Source organism: Shewanella sp. YQ_9 (assembly GCF_043103185.1).
Lineage (GTDB): Bacteria > Pseudomonadota > Gammaproteobacteria > Enterobacterales > Shewanellaceae > Shewanella > Shewanella algae.
Window position 1 is genome coordinate 1 of sequence record NZ_JBICJO010000061.1, and the last position, 18,428, is coordinate 18,428.

The window sequence follows — 18,428 nt, forward strand, 5'->3', positions numbered from 1 at the left end:
TAAGCCTCGCTTGCCTTTGAACAAAAGCATTCTGAGCAAAACGGCTAAGACCCAAGCCGTTATAAACCAAAGTTGTTAAAAGCCTAGAGCTGTTATAAACCAGGGCTGTTAAAAACCGGCTCTCGCTTTCAGCACAACGGAAGACGAGCAACAAACGGTTCTCTAGCTTCACCTTCACCCTTGAGCTCAATCTCAAGCCTGCTTCCCCAAGCAGGCTTTTTAACATCATAGCCACCCATCAGGTTGACCCTGCAAAATAGAGCCAAGACTGCTTATGCTTGCCCAAAGAACTGCCTTAAGCCCTTTTCTGACAACGCCACACTTTCTTAAGGCGCCGCAATCTTTCAACCAACATGCTTTTCTTTCACCGCCACACAGTATACGATTCACATATGTTTTATATATAAAGTGTATTTTTAGCATATGGGAATTATCAAGATCTCCGATGAACTCCATGAGGAGCTGCGCAAGGCCAGCGGCCTGATGGCGCGCTCCATCAACGCTCAGGCGGAGTTTTGGATCAAGATGGGCATGCTGGCCGAGCTTAACCCCGACCGGAGTTTCAATGAGCTGATGGCCGAGCTGTATCAGCGGGAAGCCATCAAGGTACCTGGAGCGCAAAATGCTTGATCAAAAAAGAAAAATTCATTTAAAAACCGCGGCAGAAGCCGAGCTGATGCGCCGCTCAGGCGCCCTGCTTGCCAAGGTATTTGCCATGTTGGATGACTTTGTTGTTCCCGGCATTTCGACCATGGCCATCAACGACAGAGTAGAAGACTTTATCGTCAACGAGCTTAAGGCGCGTCCGGCCAGCAAGGGCCAATACGGCTATGCCTATGTGCTCAACAGCTCGGTCAATGAAGTCGTGTGTCACGGGGTTCCTTCGGAGCAGCAGTTGCTGAAGGCCAGCGATATTGTCAATCTGGATATTACCCTCGAAAAAGACGGTTTTATTGCCGACTCCAGCAAGATGTACCTGATGCCACAGGCATCGCCTTTGGCCAAACGCCTGGTACAGGCCACTTATGAAGCCATGTGGCGAGGGATCAGGATGGTCAGGCCCGGTGCCCGCCTCGGGGATATTGGCCATGCGATTCAGCAGTATGCCGAATCCCAAGGCTACAGTGTGGTCAGGGAATATTGTGGTCATGGCATAGGGCGCGAGATGCACGAAGAGCCCCAGGTGCTGCACTATGGCCGCGCTGCCAGCGGCCTGGAACTGCGAGCCGGTATGTGTTTTACCATAGAGCCGATGATCAATCAGGGCGGCGCCAAAATAAAGACCAAGAAAGATGGCTGGACTGTAGTGACCCGGGATAAAAAACTCTCGGCCCAGTGGGAGCACACCATACTGGTGACAGATACCGGCTATGAAGTGCTGACCCTCAGAGATGAAGAGCGCTGAACCACAGCGCTCATCCCAAACGCTTACGGAACCTCAATGAAGCGAGCAACACGCCTCCCAGGGTGAACGCCCCCAGCCAAAAGGCATCTTTAGCCAACATCAGGATATCGGCCTCACGCAGGACTATGGCGCGCACCATACGCATAAAGTGGGTCGCCGGCAGCGCTTCGGCTATCCACTGCGCCGCAATTGGCATAGCTTCGTAAGGAAACATAAAGCCTGACAACAGAATAGAGGGCAACAGGATAAATACCGTCAGCTGCATCGCCTGCAATTGGGTCTTGGCAATGGTGCTGATCACCAGGCCCAGGCTGAGGCTGGCAAAGATAAACAGCAAAGAGGCCAGCAACAAGCTATCCAGACCGCCGCGCACCGGCACACCGAACAGGAAGTGGCCCACGCTGAGGATAATACTCACCTGGATAAGCCCCACCAGCACATAGGGGATGATTTTCCCCACCATCAGCTCCATGGGTTTGACCGGGGTGGTGATCAGAAACTCCATATTGCCTTGTTCTCTTTCCCTGACAATGGCGGCAGAGGTGAACATGATCATTGTCATGGTCAAAATCACCGCCAGCAAGCCGGGCACTATGTTAACCACTGTGCGCTGCTCCGGGTTGAAGTACTGCACCACCTCAAAACTTGGCACCCGGTTTTGGCTGCTGAAACCGGCCACCTCATCCAGCGGCATGCTTCTCAGGCTACGAATCGCGGCGGCGATAACCGTATCCGAGCCATCCACCAGCCACTGGGCCACGGGCCGGGTAAGCTGGCTGTCGCTTTGACGACGGTCGAAGGCTGGATGATTCACCAGACGGGCATTGAGATCCGCCGGCAAATAGAGCACGGCGCGCACTTCCCCCGAGGTGATGGCCGCCTCGGCCTGCTCGATAGAGGCATATTTTGCCTTGAAGTCCACCACTTGGGTGGCCTTTACCGCCTGCACCAAGGCCCGGCTGTAGCTGCTGGCGGACATATCCACCAAGCCGGCGGGCAGATGCCTGGCATCGGTATTGATGGCGTAGCCAAACAGCAGCAGCTGCACCAGAGGGATCATCACTATCATGCCGAAGGTCATCCTATCCCGCGACAACTGCCTGAGCTCCTTGAGCATGATTGCCAATATCCTAGCCCACATGTCGACCTCCGGTGCAGGATACAAACACATCTTCGAGACTGGGGCGCGCCATGGCGAGCTTGTGCCCATCGCAATAGGGGCTGAGAAAGGCGATGGGATCTGTGTCACCACGCCGCACCAACACCCTGAGCCGGGTGCCTACCTGAGCGGCAGAAACAACCTCAGGTAAGGCCACCAGCTGCTGTTTGAGCGCCCTTAGCTGCTCACCGCTAACTTCCACCACGCTGGCGCCCATCTGCTGCATCAATTCGGCCGGGGAGCCATCGGCCCGCTTGGCGCCGCGCTCAAGGATTGCCAATGCATGGCAGCGCTCCGCCTCGTCCATGTAATGGGTTGACACCAAAATAGTGGTCCCGGCTGCGCAGAGATCGAACAGCCGCTCCCAAAACTCGCGGCGGTTTTCCGGATCGACCGCCGAGGTGGGTTCATCGAGAAACAACAGCTCGGGGGAGTGCAGTGTGGCGCAGGCCAGTGCCAGACGCTGCTTCTGACCACCACTCATGGAACCGGCCAACTGAGACTCCCTGCCCTCCAGGCTATACAGATGCAGCAGCTCTTCGATGCGCGCCTTGCCGCGGCGGCCGAACAAGCCATAAATACTGGCGACAAATCTGAGGTTCTCCAGCACAGACAGATTATCGTAGAGAGAGAACTTCTGGGTCATATAACCTATACGTTGCTTGAGCGCCTCTTCGTTACCGGCAAGCGGCTCTCCCAATACGGTCACCTCACCGGCATCCGGCAACAACAGGCCGGTAAGCAGCCGAATCGCAGTGGACTTGCCGCAACCGTTGGGGCCGAGAAAGCCGTAAATACTGCCACGGGGAATGGCGAGACTGAGATTATCCACCGCGGTCAACTCACCAAAGCGCCGGGTCAGCCCATGAGCTTCAATAGCTAGGGGAGCTTCAATGGCCAGGGAAGAATCAATGGACAAGGTGGCTTGAGTGGCCGAAGAAGCACCGGCATCAGCTGACTGAGTCATGGCAGTCGTACCTCCAGCGCCAGCCCTGAGGGCAGAGACTCGGCGCCCTCGACATCGATATCCGTCAGATACATCAATCTGGCACGATCGCGCTCATTAAGGGCATAAAACGGAGTAAAGGCAGGTTGGGAACGGATATTTCTGACAGTGCCTTTGAGCGGCTGCTCCACCCCATCGACCCAGACCTCCAGCTTGTCGCCGCGGGAAAGCTTACTGATGGCCGTTTGCGGCAGATAGACTCTGGCATAGGGTTTATCCAGTGCCAAAAGCGCGACAAGTTGAGTGCCCTGAGCCACTCGATCGCCCCTCTTCCAGGGCAATATGTCCACCTCTGATGCCAGCGGCGCCCTGAGACTGAGGTCGTCCAAGGCTTTCTCCTCGGCCTTGAGCGCCGCCGCTGCGGCAGCCACTCTGGCTTCGGCCTGGGCCAGTTGTTCGCTGCGGGTACCGTTTTCCAGTTGCAGCCAGTGTTCATTGGCCTGCTCGACCAAGGCCTTGGTGTGATCCCGCTCGGCGATGGCCGCATCCAACTCCGCCTGCCCCACCACTTTGGCGGCAAACAGCTCGCGGGTGCGCTGATATCTGAGTCTGGCTTCGGTCGCGGCTGCCGTTGCCGCCTCTATGGCGGCTCTGGCCGCCCGCCGCTCTTCTACCCTGGCGCCTTGTTGCAGCTCATTGAGCCTGGCGCCGGCCTCAGCCAATTCGGCACGGCGCTGTGCCACTCTGGCTGCCGCGCTGCGGCTGTCCAATTGCAGCAACAACTGCCCCGCCTCGACCTTGTCACCCTCGGCCACATGGATATCGGCTATTTGCTCGGCAACGGGGGCTGAAAGCTGGATACGATCCCGCTCCAGTGTACCCATGGCACGGCTTTCACCGTTGTCGCCACAAGCTTGCAACAGCAATAGTGTCGCTGTCAGTATCAGGGATATCTTGTTCATTGGGGTTCCTCACAGCCTGGGGTGGCGGCAATATCCTGGCGCAATAAGCCTTGATGCAGGACTTTGGCATTGTGCTCTGCCAGCTGTTTGAGCCAGGTTTCATTCAATTCGACACCGAAGTCCCGCATCAGATGGGCCGGGGCGATCAGCGGAAACACCATCAGGCTGACAAAACTCAGCCGCGCCAAGGTAGGGTCCAGGTTGGGATTAAGGCCTTGATCTTGCCCAAGCTGGCGGATCCACAGCCTCGAGCGGCTGAGCATGTCACTGAATACGCTGGCAAGGGCATCGAAGGCTTCACTGCCTTCTCTGTGATTCAACACCTGGATGATAAGCCCGGGCAAGGCCGGGTTGGCAGCCATGGCGCGGTAATAGACCTGCATCAGCTCAAATGGCCCGCCAAAACCTGGCTCGGGTCTTTTCTTGCTCGAATCAAGACTCATCTTGCTGGGCTCAAGGCTGTTATTACCAAGCTCAAGGCGGCTATTGCTGGGCTCAGGGCTGTTTGCAGAGCCCTCACTGGCAGATTGATGACTTTGCGCGGCATTGTAATGTTTGAAGGCTTCCAGCACTGGAGCGATTGTGTCTCTGACCATGGCCTCAAACAGGCCTGCCTTGGAGCCGAAGTAATAACGGATCATCGCCGCATCCACTCCCGCCTTGCGCGCCAACTCTCGGGTGGAAACCCGCTCATACCCCTTCAGGGTAAAGCAACTGCGCGCGGCTTCTATCAAAGCATCCCTGGCCCCTGAATGGCCTTTAGGACGACCGGCTGTGGCTTTCATCCCCTGCTCCTCAAAAATTCCTCTTGTGATGAATATACTCAGTTTAGTGCTTATATGGCAGTGAGTTAATTCTCCATTCGTGCCTATGTTGGGGAATTTAGTCGGCCCAGTTAAGAGGATATTTGAGCAAGCTTGCTCCACCGTCTTCGACTCCCGTCCTTTACCTCTCCGCCGACGGAGCCAATGGGAATTCCGTCACTCTTGAGCAAATCGCTCTCAACTCAGCCACTCTCAAATCAGTCGCTCCCAATGCTGTAAATGCCGTCTTTATCCGACCAATTTATGGTTATCGGTACAGGCTTCTAATCAGACCAGTTACATCTTTACACAAATCAATTGAGAATCATTTGCATTTGTATTTGAGTGCATGCTAATTTGTCGCCGCTGTCGTTGAGAAACGGATGACAGCAAAAAAGGAATGGCCCAGGGAAAGGCCGAAGTAGTTCCTTATCCCTGGGTGACTTGTCATTGATGACTGACCTCATGTCAGTCGCAAAGGAGGCAAAAGTGACACACCCCAGCATGGAGCCTGAACAGGCGAGCAATGACCCGAGCTATGATGCCGCCGGCCACCTGCCGTTCGCTCCCCACACTGAACTCTTTGGTATCGCACCCGAACACCACTACTCCCGCTTGATGCAACTGGGCATGGATACCCTGAAACACCGCCTTGAACGGCTGGATGGCCCCAGCAGTGGCATTCGCCCCGAAGAGCTGCAAAGCGCATTTTCCGATATCAATCTTGACCGCCCCCTCGGGGACATGAAGCAAGTTCTGGCCGAACTGGACAAGCTCTATCTCAGCCACGCCATCTACTTCCAACACCCTGATTATCTGGCCCACCTCAACTGCCCTGTAATGCTCACATCCTTGTTGGCCGAGCAGTTGAGTTCTGCCATCAATACTGCGGTGGAAACCTGGGATCAGAGCGCCGGCGGGACTCTGATTGAACAGAAGGTTATCGACTGGGCCTGCGAGCGCGTGGGATATCAAGGATTTGCCGACGGTGTCTTCACTACCGGCGGCACCCAGTCCAACCTGATGGCGCTGCTGCTTGCCAGAGAGTTGGCCGGCAGCCTTGAGCCGGGTCACAGAGGCAATGTTCTGGCCGGCCTGGCTGCCAATGCCCGCCGCTACCGCATTCTCTGCTCTGAATTCAGCCATTTCAGCATTCAAAAGGCGGCCGCACTTTTAGGGTTGGGACACGAGGCGGTTGTTAGTGTCGGTTGTGATGCCAATCGGCGCATGGATCCCAAGGCGCTGGCAGGCAAACTCAGGCAGCTCAAAGCGGCAGGACTGATCCCCATCGCCGTGGTCGCTACCGCTGGGACCACTGACTTTGGCGCCATAGATCCCATAGCGCCCATCGCCGCCCTTTGCCGCGAGTTCGGCTGTTATCTGCATGTGGATGCGGCCTACGGCGGCGCCTTGTTGCTGTCACGCACTCAGCGCCAACGCCTCGAAGGCATAGAGTTGGCCGACTCTGTCAGCCTGGATTTCCATAAGTCCTTCTTCCAGCCCGTGTGCTGCTCGGCGCTGTTGGTCAAGGACAAAGGCGTGCTCGGTTACCTCACCTACCATGCCGATTACCTCAACCCTGAGTCCCAGGCCCAGGCCGGAGTGCCGGATCTGGTCAACAAGAGCCTGCAGACCACCCGCAGGTTTGATGCCCTTAAGTTGTGGCTGAGCCTGAGAGCCGCCGGGCCGGATGCCATAGGCGAGATGTTCGACACCCTGATTGCCACCACAGCCGAGCTTTATGAAAGCTTTAGCCGTTTCCCCGAGTTGCAGACGGCGCAGCACCCGTCGCTGACTACCCTGGTGTTTCGCTTCAACGACCCGGCACTCGGCAGCGCCGAACTGGATGAATGCAATCGCCATATCCGCGCCCGCCTGGCCCGCGAAGGCCGCGCCATGATTGCAGCGACCAAAGTGGCCGGCAGCCAATATCTCAAGTTTACCCTGCTCAACCCTCACACCCGTCTCGAGGATATCGAAGCCGTATTGACCGACATCTGCAAAATCGGTCGCGAGCAGGCCCGTCACTACAAGACCAGCGCGCTTTGCAGCGCCTGAGGAGGAACTGATGCAAACCAAAGTCTACGATATCCTGGGCATAGGGATAGGCCCCTTTAACCTGAGCCTGGCGGCCCTGGCCGAGCCGCTTGACGGTCTTGAGTGTCTGTTTGTCGATGCCGGCGCCGGTTTCGACTGGCATCCCGGCATGTTGCTGGAATCGTCCAGATTGCAGACCCCTGTCATGTCGGATCTGGTGACCATGGCCGATCCCACCAGCCGCTACAGCTATTTGAACTTCGCCAAACAAACCGGCCGACTCTACAGTTTCTATATTCGCGAAAGCTTCTTCCTGCCGCGGCAGGAATATAATCTATACTGCCAATGGGTCTGCGCCGAGCTGAGTAACCTTAAATTCAATTTCAAGGTCACCCGGGTCAGTTTCGATGCCGAAACCGACACCTATCTGGTCAAGGGGCAGGACAGAGTCAGTGGCCAAGAGCAGAGCCTGCGCGCCCGTCACCTGGTGCTGGGAACCGGTACCCAACCCTGGATGCCTCACTTCTGCCCCGGCGCCGACAAACGGGTACTGCACTCGGCCAACTATCTGCACCGTAAACAGGCGCTGCAGAGCCAAAATGACATCACCATAGTCGGCAGCGGCCAAAGCGCGGCAGAGATCTTCGAAGATCTGCTGCTGGATATCGACAAATACGGTTATCGCCTGCGCTGGCTCACCCGCTCACCAAGATTCTTCCCACTCGAGTACACCAAGCTGACACTGGAGATGACCTCGCCGGAATATATCGACTATTTCCACGCCCTGCCCGAGGCACAGCGCCGCGAACTTATCGGCTCACAGAAGAGCCTCTATAAGGGGATCAACGCCGATCTGATCAACAGCATCTATGATCTGCTTTACCAAAAACGCCTGCACTGTGACTTTGATGTACAGCTGCTGACCAACACGGCACTGCAAAGCGTTCACAGCGACGGACAGCAACTGCTGCTGGGTTGCAGACATACAGAACTTGAACAGGAGTTTGAGCTGACCAGCTCGGCACTGGTGATGGCCACCGGCTACTGCTACCGATTGCCGGACTTTCTCGAGCCGCTCCACTCGCAGCTGCTGTTCGATCAAAAGGGCGAGCCCGATGTCCAGCGTCATTATCACATAGACAAGGCCGGGCGAATTTTTGTTCAGAACCTGGGGCTGCACACCCACGGGCTGTGTTCGCCGGATCTGGGAATGGGCTGCTATCGCAACGCCACCATATTGCGGCAGATCCTGGGCAAAGCACCTTACGAGATAGAGCAGCAAATTGCCTTCCAGAGCTTTGGTATTCCCAAGCAAGACGCCAGTGCGCCCAAACGCCGGCAAAGCAGCAATCAAGCTCTGCAGCGGGAGGCCAGCTGATGGCCTCTCAAACAGCAGTTAATCCGGCTGCCGACACAGCCGGCTTCAGCGCCAGATACGGCTTTGCGCCGGGCAAGCGCCTCAAGGTCAACGACTTTGATTTTTGTGCCTATCGGGAAAGCGAGCACTTTGACACCCTGAGCGACTGGCTCGGCCGCGACTATGCCGCCTTCTGGGGCATGCAATCCTTAACGCCCACCGAGCGCCGCGTTGAGCTCGCCCCCACTGCAGATAAGTTTGGCCTGATGGCCTATCGCGACGCGGAGCCTGTGCTCTATACCGAGCTGTACGATCCCCGCTTTGATGAAGTGGGCCAACACTTTGATTGCCAACACGGCGATTGCGGCATGCATTTGCTGCTGGCTCCTCCCACTAAGCCGCAGCGCGGTTTCAGCCGCCAGGCCATCACTGCTGTGGTGTCTCTGATACTGCAGCATCTGGGCTTTGCCCGCCTGGTGGTAGAGCCGGATATCAACAACCAAAAGATTCACCCGCTGAACCGTGCGGTAGGCATCTGCTACAGCCACGCCATTCAACTCGAAAACAAACAAGCCATGCTGGGTTTTTGCACCCTGCCTGGGTTCAGTGCCGCACTGGCAACAGGAGCCACACAATGACAGCATCCATTATCGAACAGAACCGCCTCAGCCATCTGACGCCTGCCATCTGGAGCCAGGCAAGCCGCCATCTGCTGGCGAAAATTCTCAGTGAATTCAGTCATGAAAAGCTAATAGCGCCAGAGCTGTTGTTGCCAGCAGAAGCAGAGCAAGAGACCTGTTGGCAGCTCAAGCTGGATACCCGGGATGGTCAGCTCAGCTACCGCTTCAGCGGTCGCCGTTATCAGTTGGATCACCTGCAGATAGCGCCGGATTCCATCGAGTGTTTCAAAGATGGCGAGCAGCAACAGCCGGACGCCATGCTGCTTATCATTGCCCTCAAGGAGAGACTCGGCATAAGCGATGCATTGCTGCCCACCTATCTTGAAGAGATCACCAGCACCCTCTACAGCAAGGCCTTCAAACTTCTGTGGCAGGCAAAGCCGGTGCAGGAGCTGGTGGATTGCGACTATCAGCAGATAGAAGCGGCCATGACCGAAGGCCACCCTGTGTTTGTCGCCAACAACGGCCGCATAGGTTTTGATGTCGATGACTGGCTGGCCTTTACGCCGGAGAGCGGCCAACCGTTGCAACTCGAGTGGCTGGCGGTCAGCAGTGAACATACCAGCCTGGCGCTGATAGCCGGGCTCGACTATCGCCAACTGCTGCAAGATGAGTTGGGCGATGCTTTGCTGCTCAGATTTGAGCAGAAGATCCGGCAACAGGGCAAAAACCCGGACGATTATTTTCTGATGCCCGTTCATCCATGGCAGTGGCGCGAAAAGATCAGCCGCATATTCGCCGCCGATCTGGCCCGCGATCGCCTCATTCACCTGGGACAAGGCCGTGATGAATATCAGGTGCAGCAATCCATCCGCACCTTCTTCAACCTGAGCCAACCCAAGCGCTGTTACGTGAAGACGGCGCTGTCGATTCTTAATATGGGCTTTATGCGGGGTTTATCGCCCTACTACATGAGCCGTACCCCGGAGATCAATGCCTTTGTCGCCGAGCTTATCGACAGCGACCCTTTCTTTGCCAAGCAAAGATTTGTGCTGCTCAGGGAGATCGCCGCCATAGGCTATCACCACAGGTATTATGAGCAGGCGCTGGAAAAAGACACCCCCTACAAGAAGATGCTCTCGGCACTGTGGCGTGAAAGCCCTTATGCTCTCAGCTTCCAGGGCGAGCCTTTGGTAAAACCCGGACAGCAACTGATGACACTGGCGGCCCTGCTGCACCAGGACAATCAGCAGCAGAGCCTGCTGGCGGCGCTTATCGAGGCTTCCCCCCTGAGTGCCCACGACTGGATGAGCCGGCTGCTGGATCTTTACCTTACCCCCTTGCTGCACGCCTTCTTTGCCTACGATCTGGTGTTTATGCCCCATGGCGAGAACCTTATTCTGGTGCTGGATGATAAGGTGCCTGTCACCATATTGATGAAGGACATAGGCGAAGAAGTCGCAATTCTCAACGGCAGTGCGCCGCTGCCGGGACGGGTGGCGCAACTGGCGGTCTCACTCGAAGAGGAGATGAAGCTCAACTACATACTGCTGGATATTTTCGACTGCATCTTCCGCTTTATGGCGCCGCTGCTCGATAGCCACACCAGCCTGAGTGAACAGGGATTCTGGAGCCTGGTGGCCGCAAAGGTCCGTGATTATCAGGCTTCCCACCCCCAGTTTGCCGATAAGTATCGCCGCTACGACCTGTTCCAGCCGACCTTTGTCCGCACCTGTCTGAACCGGATCCAGCTCAACAACAACCAGCAGATGATAGATCTCGAAGACAGGGAGAAGAACCTGCGCTTTGCCGGCGATATCGACAATCCGCTGCACCCCTTTGCCGCCAGCCACAGCTTTGGCGTGACACCCACCCAGGCCGAGCGTCTTGCAGACCCGGCCTTGTAAACCTTCCAGGAAGTAACAGGAAAATGGACACAAACATGCAAACCCTTAATGGCTTCAGGCCGACCCCCATCGCCCTTCTCTGTTCTGTGCTATTGAGCGCCCCGGCATTCGCCGCCGACAAGAGCGAAACACAGGAGAAAGAGATGGAGGTACTGACAGTGGTCGGTGCCAAGAGCCAGCCCATGAGCTACAAGGCAAGTGACATGAGCACGGCCACAGGCATGAAGCTCTCGTTTCTCGAGACGCCGCAGTCTGTCACAGCCGTCACCGCCAAGGCCATTGAAGATCAGCAGCTCAACTCTATCATAGATGTTATGACCAGTGTCGCCGGGATCAACGCCCGCCCCTCGGACAACGACAGATACTCCATCAGCGCCCGCGGGATCTCGGTCAGCAGCATTCTCTATGATGGCGTGGCAACCACCTATGACACCCGCTTCAACTATGGCGATAACCTGATGGACAGCGCCCTATACGAGCGCATTGAAGTGGTGCGCGGCGCCACCGGCTTGATGCTGGGTGCCGGTAGCCCTTCTGCCGCCATCAATTTGGTGCGAAAACGGCCCACTGCCGAGTTTCAGGGCAGCGTCAGCCTGAGCAGCGGCTCCTGGGACATGCTGCGCGGCGTGGTCGATCTCTCCGGCGGCCTCAATCAGGATGCCAGCATCCGTGGCCGGGTGGTGCTGGCCTATCAAGACAGGGAAAACTGGCAACACAGATATGAGCAGCAGCGGCAAACCCTGTATGGCATCCTGGAAGCGGATCTGGGGACCAATACTCTGCTGACTCTGGGCAGTGATTTCCAGCATACCAGGCCGGAAGGCACCATGTCCGGCGGCTTGCCGCTGTTTGACAGTGACGGCAACCGCACCAATTACGACCGTCATGTATCCACCGCCCCCAGTTGGGCCTCCGCCAAGACAGATGCGCTCAACGGCTTCGTGACTCTGGAGCACCACTTCAACCCAGATTGGAGCCTAAAAGGCAGCTATATCTATGGTGACAACAGCCTGGAGTTTGATGTGCTCTGGCCAACAGGTAACCCGGATCCCGTCACCAATGAGGGCATGGTCCCCGGCTCTTTGGCCTTTATCGACGGCAGTCGCACCCAGCACACCTTTGATCTCAAGCTGTCCGGCAGCTTCAACGCCTTTGGCCGCAACCACCAACTGGTGGCCGGTGCCAATCAACAAAAACAGGATTTTGCCAACCCCTACTATGGCGCTCTCGGTGCCAAACCGCCTCTGGGAGACTTCGGGCAGCCCGGCTTTGATTACCCAAAGCCGCAATGGAGCGATCAGGTGCTTTACGGCTCCTGGGGCGAAACCAAGCAACAGGCTGTCTATGTCGCTTCCCAGCTTGAGCTGACCGATGCCCTGTCCATGGTACTCGGTGGCCGCCTGGATAACTGGGAAACAGATCAGGATAACTTTGGTGCCAAACATGACTATAAGGTCGATGGTGAGTTCACCGGTTATCTGGGGCTGACCTATGCCCTGAGCGACGAATATGCCCTGTATGCCAACTACACGGATATTTTTACCCCGCAAAGCAAAGTTCAGGCCGATGGCCGTTACCTGGACCCTATCAAGGGCAGCAACTATGAGGCCGGGATCAAAGCCAGCCTGTTCGATGAGGCGCTGGACTTGTCGTTGGCCGCCTTTGAGATCCGTCAGGACAATGTCGGTGAGCAAACCGGCGAAAACCTGCCCAACAGCACGATTCCCATCTACCGCAGTGTCGACGGTACCAAGACTCGCGGCTTTGAGTTTGAGGTCAACGGTTCCATCAATGACAACTGGGATCTTTACCTGGGCTACACCCAGTTTGATACCGAAGATCCCAAAGGGCAAAAGATCAACACCACCAACCCGGAACGGCAACTCAAGCTCTTTACCACTTATGAATTCGATGGCTGGCTTCACGGATTGCAGCTGGGCGCCGGGGTCAACTGGCAGAGCCGCATTTATAGCCAAGTCTCAAAACCGGACAAGAGTAAAGTCGAAGTGGAACAAGGCAGCTACGCCCTGGTGAAGCTGATGGCGAGATACAAGTTCAATGAACAGCTGAGTCTGAGAGCCAATCTGGATAACGCCCTCGACAAGAGCTATTACAGCCAGCTCGGCTTCTATAACCAATTCCAGTATGGCGCGCCGCGTAACTTCAGCGTCACCCTGGACTACCGTTTCTGAGCCGCGTTATGCCGTGAAACTATCCATAATAAGGAGCGCCCCGCACTGCGGGGCGAATAACAAATATGTTGTGTGAAGCAAGGCGCCTGTTGGCGCTTGTCGTGTTTTTGAGCCTGGGGCTGACGGGCTGTTATGACCCTCCGCAAACCAAAGCCCAAACACCGCCGCAAGACGGTTATCCGGTTTGCATTACCACAGCCCACGGGACCAGCTGTATCGAGTCGCCGCCCAAGCGAGTGGTAACCCTGGGAGCCGGGGCCGAAGACTGGACCCTATCCTTAGGTGTTGTACCCATCGCCATTGAACCCCATTACTGGGGCGGAGATGCAGAGGGTTATCTACCCTGGTTTCGCCAGGCATTAGAAGCGCAGGAGCTGCCGCTGCCCGCCATCATCAGCAGTTACCCCGAGCTGGATGTGGAGCGATTATTAGCGTTGAAACCGGATCTTATTCTGGCGCCCCAGTCCGGTATCACCCGCGAGAGCTTTTTACAGCTGAGCGCTCTGGCCCCCGTCATCGCCTATCCGGACAAACCTTGGCTGACTCCGGTTAAGCAGCAGGTGGAACTGATAGCCAAGGCGCTCGGCAAAGAAGTGCAGGCCGAAGCGCTTTTGAAACAGCAACGGGCTTATATCGCCCGAGTCGCCGCCGAAAACCCTGAGTTCAATGGCGTTCGCCTGGCCTATATCAATGCCGCCAGTCGAGTTGGCAATCTCTCGGTTTATGTCACAGGCGATCCCAGAGTGGATCTGCTGTTGGCGCTGGGGTTTGTATTGCCGCCACAACTTTTTGGGCTCAATGCCAGCCGAGGCCACTTCGCCGCCCACATAGGACTGGAGCGCGCCGACATGCTGGACGATGCCGAGCTGCTGCTCAGCTGGTACAGCTCGGACAAGGCCAGAGCCGAGGTAGAAGCCATGGCGGTTATCCGTCGTCTGCCCGCCATGCGCCGCGGTCGGTATCTGGCAATAACCGACCCGGCGCTGGTGATGGCCAGCTCCTACGGCTCGCTGCTAAGCGTTAAATGGGCTATTCCCAAGCTGGTGCCGCAACTGCAACAAACCCTGGCAGAGCAAAAAGAAAACCCTCGCCAATACCGGCATCAAGACACACAGACAGACGCAGATACAGGCGCGCCATCGAATAAAAATGGGAGGCCGGGATGACACACCCAAAAATCTTTCTGCAACATGGAGCTACCCTGTCCCAGAACCGTCTTGGACGTAACGCGGTAACCCTGCTTGGGCTGCTGACGATACTGGCGCTGCTGGTATTGGCCAACCTGCTCTTTGGCGCCCGCACACTACCGCTGACTATGCTGGGCAAGCTCTGGCAACCGGCCGCAGACGATCATCTGTCGCTGGTGTTACAGGCAAGGCTGCCAAGATTGCTGTGCGGCATGTTGGCCGGCATGGCATTGGCAATGGCCGGTTGCGTTATCCAGGCGCTGTGCCGCAACCCCTTGGCGGATCCCGGCCTGCTCGGCGTCAATGCCGGCGCCAGCGCCTCTCTGGTCACTCTGGGGCTATGGAGCGCAACAGCGGGTTTGAGTCTCTTCTGGCAGGCCTTGCCCGGAGCGCTGCTGGCCAGCGCCTTGGTGTATATGATGTCCAGGGCGCAGCAATCCCAGGGGCAATCCGCGGCGGTCAGGCTGATCCTGGCCGGCGCCGCCATCAGCGCCGTGCTCGGGGCCTATGTCCAGGCCAGAGTGTTGCTGAACCCGCAGCTATTTGATGGTTTCAGGTATTGGATGGCGGGCTCCCTGTCCGGGCTGGGCTGGCCGGAGTTTCATGCGCTCTGGCCCTATCTGCTGCCCGCCGCGGTACTCTTGTGGCTGCTGGCGCCGGCGCTGAATCTGATGCTGCTGGATAATCATACCGCCAAAGCGCTCGGTGCCTCCCAGGGCTGGCAGGGGCTGCTCGCCTGGCTGGGTGCCACCTTGCTGTGCGCCGCAGCCACCGCCATTGTCGGCCCGCTGGCCTTTGTCGGCCTGGCCAGTGCCCATCTGGCCAGGCGTTATCTGACACTCAATTTCCGCCTGCTATTACCGGGAGCCGCTTTGATAGGCGGCGCCATGGTGTTATTGGCAGATCTGTTGGCGCGGGTATTGATGCCGCCGGCCGAGCTGCTGACCGGTATCATGGTCGCCCTGCTGGGAGCGCCGTTTCTGTACCTGATGGCCCGAGGGCAAAACCTGAAGGAGGCGTCATGAAACAAACCCGTTTTCCCATCTGGCAATGGGGCCCGATAGCCTTAAGAGCCCCCTCATCCGGCGCCATTAAAGGTGCCTTGCTGGCCGTAGTCCTGCTTGGCGCTGCACTGCTACTTAGCCTGATGCTGGGACATCAGGGCCTGGCTCCGGTGAGCCTTGCCAAGGCCTTGTTTGCCGAAGCCTCCGACTATGAAAACTGGCTTTTGTGGCAATCACGCCTGCCAAGGGCCCTGTGTGCCCTCGGCGCCGGCATGGCGCTGGGGCTCTCCGGCGCCGTGTTTCAAAGCCTGAGCCGTAACCCGCTGGGAAGCCCGGATATTCTCGGGGTCAATGCCGGAGCCAGTGCCGGCGCCGTCCTCTGGTTATTATGGCTGCCGGAACTGCCATTGCTGCCCGGCGCCCTCTTGGGCACTGGGGTTGTGCTCCTGCTGTTTTTCGCAGGGCTCGGACGCCAATGGCAGTTTTCCCGCAATCTGGTGTTGATGGGCATCGCCATCAACGCCTTTGCCATCGCCCTGGTGCAGTTTGTGCTGACACTGGTGCAAAGAGAGCAGGCGCAGCAGATGCTGGGGTATCTGTCCGGCAGTCTGGCACACCGCACCTGGGGTGATGTGCTGCTGATAACCTCAGTGTTACTGCTGGCGCTGCCCGCTCTGTTGCTGCTCTCCCGCCGTCTGTCACTGCTGGCTTTGGGCCAGGAACTGGCTCAGGCGCTTGGCAACCCGGTGCGCCAAAGCCAAACACTGGCGCTGCTGTTTGCCACCTTACTGGCGCTGGGCGCCGTACTCTGCGCCGGCCCGGTAGCCTTCGTCGCCTTGGTGGCGCCGCATCTGGCCCGCTTTGGCAATCGTCAATTGGCACTGCTGCGCTCGGCGCTGATAGGCGCACTGTTGCTGCTCGGGGCCGACACTCTTACCTTATTGCTGCCGGGCAACCAAAGGCTGCCGGTGGGCGTATTGACCGCCCTCATCGGCGGCGCCTATCTGGCGCTGCTGTTGAGCCGCGAAATCCGGGGACAACCGCAACTGGCCAAGGGACTGAAAGGAGAAAGATCATGACCCAATACCCTGACTATGACATAGCCCTCAGTGGGCATGAGCTTTATCTCGAGTACGGCCAGCGGCCCATAATAAGCGCCATGAACCTGGCCATCCCCAAGGGTAAGCTGACGGTGATCCTTGGCCCCAATGGTTGTGGCAAGTCGACCCTGCTCAAGTGTTTAAGCCAAGTACTGCCGCCCACACGCGGCCAGGTCATCTTGGGTCACACCCCCTTGGCGCAGTTGAGCAACAAGGCCAGAGCCAGGGAGCTGGCACTACTGGTGCAAAAGCCTGAATTACCGGAAGGAATAGATGTGCAGGAGCTGGTCAGTCGCGGCCGCTACCCTCATCAGAGCCTGTGGCACCAATGGTCAGAGCAAGATGAACTGGCTGTTTCCCAAGCCCTGGCTGCCACAGGGTTAACCACACTGGCACAAAGGCCGGTGGCCGAGCTCTCAGGCGGCCAGCAACAGCGAGTCTGGCTGGCGATGGTATTGGCGCAGCAAACCGACTTGCTGCTGCTCGATGAACCCACCTCGTTTCTCGATATCCGCGCCCAGCTGGCAGTACTCGACTTTTGCCGGGCGTTGGTGGATCAGGGCCGCACCTTGGTATTGGTGCTGCACGACATCAACCAGGCTCTGCGCTACGGCGATCACTTGCTGTTGATGCGTGATGGCAAGTTGATTGCCGGCGGCGCGCCTGAGTCACTGTTGACCGAGGCCCTGCTGGAACAGGTGTTCGATATCAATGCCAGCATAATCACAGATCCCGAGGCCAACTGCCCGATGATTATCCCCAGACCCAGACCCAGAGTAAAGCCCAGAGCCGCCGGGCACCATGGCGGGGAAGATTCGAGCAACAATGCCACCGGAGGACTGCCGTCATGGGAATGAGTATTGCCAGCGAGCTCAACCAACTATTGGCACAAAAAGCCGCCTTCTATGGCGAGCACTTCAAAGCCATAGAGAGTCTGGAGCAGTTACCCCAAGAAGCCATCAGCTTGAACTCAGTCTTGAGCCAGGCACATTACCCGGCGCTGCTGCAACAATTTGCCCTGAGTTATCAAGCCAAGGTGTCCACAACTTGTGCCACAAAGCCCGAGATAGACGCCCGGGCACTGCACTCCATGTGGAGCCAGTGGTTTTTCGGCCTGCAACTGCCCCCCCTGCTGCTGTGGTTGTTTGCCAGTCAGCCCGGCAGCGCACTTAACCGCGCCATTGCGGCTGCAGCTTGCAGTGGCAACTGGTACCTTGAACCTTTTGATAACGGCCGGGCGGAAACCTTCTATCTGCTGCTTGATGCAGATGTCAGCCATCCGGCTCCCGCCGGGCAACTTGCCAGTTGGGAAAGCTTACTCGAGCAGTTGCTCATTCCCATTGTCGAGCGCCTGGCAGAACTGGGGCCAGTGCCATCAAAGCTGCATTTCAGCCATCAAGCCTATATTGTGCATTGGTATCTGGGTGAGTTGTCACTGCCCGTCAGTTGGCGACAACAATTGATAAGAGAGATGTTCGAGCAAGCTGAGCTGCAGCCACGTACCTATGTTGCGCCGATTGCTCATCCGTTTTGGCGAAAGCTAAGGCTCAAGCAGCAGCAAAGCCCGCGTATCGCCTGTTGCCTGCGGCACAAGCTTCCCTGCACCCAAATGTGCGCCGATTGCCCGCTGGATAAAGATGGTCGCAAAGGCAAAGGGCAAAAGGCCTGCGGTTAGGTTACGGCTCAATGCCTTTTGGTGGTTATCACCTGAGCCTTTCGATGGAGAAATAAAATGTTGTCCAAAAGAAA

At 57.3% G+C, this 18,428-nt stretch carries 17 protein-coding genes; 12 read left to right on the top strand and 5 right to left on the bottom strand.

All coding sequences use genetic code 11. The features are described from left to right. A partial coding sequence (locus tag ACF8D4_RS16625; protein WP_392468852.1) for a hypothetical protein occupies positions 1-229 on the bottom strand: 229 nt, incomplete at its 3' end. Between the two features lie 194 nt (positions 230-423). Between ACF8D4_RS16625 and ACF8D4_RS16630 the strand changes: the two genes are divergently transcribed. Continuing rightward, positions 424-630, top strand: coding sequence for a ParD-like family protein (locus tag ACF8D4_RS16630; RefSeq protein WP_025010681.1), 207 nt, complete (start codon positions 424-426; stop codon positions 628-630). Then, the gene (gene map / locus ACF8D4_RS16635) at positions 623-1,405 is read left to right on the top strand and encodes a type I methionyl aminopeptidase (RefSeq protein WP_167714789.1); all 783 of its coding nucleotides are present in this window, start codon (positions 623-625) and stop codon (positions 1,403-1,405) included. The genes ACF8D4_RS16630 and map overlap by 8 nt, the downstream gene beginning before the upstream one ends. 10 nt (positions 1,406-1,415) lie before the next feature. Here the strand turns inward: map and ACF8D4_RS16640 are convergent, their stop codons facing one another. From ACF8D4_RS16640 to ACF8D4_RS16655, 4 genes are read right to left on the bottom strand one after another with little or no spacing between them, the layout of a single operon-like run. Then, positions 1,416-2,546, bottom strand: coding sequence for an ABC transporter permease (locus ACF8D4_RS16640; protein WP_044734253.1), 1,131 nt, complete (start codon positions 2,544-2,546; stop codon positions 1,416-1,418). Then, positions 2,536-3,531: an ABC transporter ATP-binding protein gene (locus ACF8D4_RS16645; RefSeq protein WP_208172218.1), complete on the bottom strand. Its 996-nt coding sequence runs from the start codon at positions 3,529-3,531 to the stop codon at positions 2,536-2,538. The genes ACF8D4_RS16640 and ACF8D4_RS16645 overlap by 11 nt, the downstream gene beginning before the upstream one ends. Then, on the bottom strand, positions 3,528-4,472 hold the full coding sequence (locus ACF8D4_RS16650; protein WP_208221603.1) for an HlyD family secretion protein: 945 nt from the start codon (positions 4,470-4,472) through the stop codon (positions 3,528-3,530). Before ACF8D4_RS16650 ends, ACF8D4_RS16645 begins: the two co-directional genes overlap by 4 nt. After that, positions 4,469-5,257 carry a TetR/AcrR family transcriptional regulator gene (locus ACF8D4_RS16655; protein WP_301561380.1) on the bottom strand — a complete coding sequence of 263 codons (789 nt, stop codon included), beginning with the start codon at positions 5,255-5,257 and terminating at the stop codon, positions 4,469-4,471. Before ACF8D4_RS16655 ends, ACF8D4_RS16650 begins: the two co-directional genes overlap by 4 nt. A 507-nt stretch (positions 5,258-5,764) precedes the next feature. On the opposite strand from ACF8D4_RS16655, the gene ACF8D4_RS16660 reads away from it, so the two are divergent. The 10 genes from ACF8D4_RS16660 (at position 5,765) to fhuF (ending at position 18,354) form a co-directional block, all read left to right on the top strand. Continuing rightward, a complete protein-coding gene (locus ACF8D4_RS16660; RefSeq protein WP_212669138.1) occupies positions 5,765-7,333 on the top strand; it encodes an aspartate aminotransferase family protein in 1,569 nt (522 codons plus the stop codon). 10 nt (positions 7,334-7,343) lie between these two features. Further along, a complete protein-coding gene (locus ACF8D4_RS16665; protein WP_345868482.1) occupies positions 7,344-8,690 on the top strand; it encodes a SidA/IucD/PvdA family monooxygenase in 1,347 nt (448 codons plus the stop codon). Then, entirely contained in the window at positions 8,690-9,307 is a 618-nt protein-coding gene (locus tag ACF8D4_RS16670; RefSeq protein WP_025010688.1) for a GNAT family N-acetyltransferase, read from the top strand. The genes ACF8D4_RS16665 and ACF8D4_RS16670 overlap by 1 nt, the downstream gene beginning before the upstream one ends. Continuing rightward, positions 9,304-11,196 carry an IucA/IucC family siderophore biosynthesis protein gene (locus tag ACF8D4_RS16675; RefSeq protein WP_301561378.1) on the top strand — a complete coding sequence of 631 codons (1,893 nt, stop codon included), beginning with the start codon at positions 9,304-9,306 and terminating at the stop codon, positions 11,194-11,196. The genes ACF8D4_RS16670 and ACF8D4_RS16675 overlap by 4 nt, the downstream gene beginning before the upstream one ends. A 35-nt stretch (positions 11,197-11,231) precedes the next feature. Next, positions 11,232-13,388 carry a TonB-dependent siderophore receptor gene (locus ACF8D4_RS16680; protein WP_301561377.1) on the top strand — a complete coding sequence of 719 codons (2,157 nt, stop codon included), beginning with the start codon at positions 11,232-11,234 and terminating at the stop codon, positions 13,386-13,388. A gap of 65 nt (positions 13,389-13,453) precedes the next feature. Further along, on the top strand, positions 13,454-14,554 hold the full coding sequence (locus ACF8D4_RS16685) for an iron-siderophore ABC transporter substrate-binding protein (RefSeq protein ID WP_392465398.1): 1,101 nt from the start codon (positions 13,454-13,456) through the stop codon (positions 14,552-14,554). Continuing rightward, positions 14,551-15,600 (top strand): FecCD family ABC transporter permease, encoded by a 1,050-nt coding sequence (locus ACF8D4_RS16690; RefSeq protein WP_392465401.1) that lies wholly within the window; start codon positions 14,551-14,553, stop codon positions 15,598-15,600. Before ACF8D4_RS16685 ends, ACF8D4_RS16690 begins: the two co-directional genes overlap by 4 nt. Next, entirely contained in the window at positions 15,597-16,658 is a 1,062-nt protein-coding gene (locus ACF8D4_RS16695) for an iron chelate uptake ABC transporter family permease subunit (protein ID WP_144190883.1), read from the top strand. The genes ACF8D4_RS16690 and ACF8D4_RS16695 overlap by 4 nt, the downstream gene beginning before the upstream one ends. Further along, positions 16,655-17,536 carry an ABC transporter ATP-binding protein gene (locus ACF8D4_RS16700; protein ID WP_107004611.1) on the top strand — a complete coding sequence of 294 codons (882 nt, stop codon included), beginning with the start codon at positions 16,655-16,657 and terminating at the stop codon, positions 17,534-17,536. Before ACF8D4_RS16695 ends, ACF8D4_RS16700 begins: the two co-directional genes overlap by 4 nt. Beyond that, positions 17,527-18,354, top strand: coding sequence for a siderophore-iron reductase FhuF (gene fhuF / locus ACF8D4_RS16705; RefSeq protein WP_107004610.1), 828 nt, complete (start codon positions 17,527-17,529; stop codon positions 18,352-18,354). The genes ACF8D4_RS16700 and fhuF overlap by 10 nt, the downstream gene beginning before the upstream one ends. The last annotated feature ends 74 nt before the right edge of the window (positions 18,355-18,428 follow it).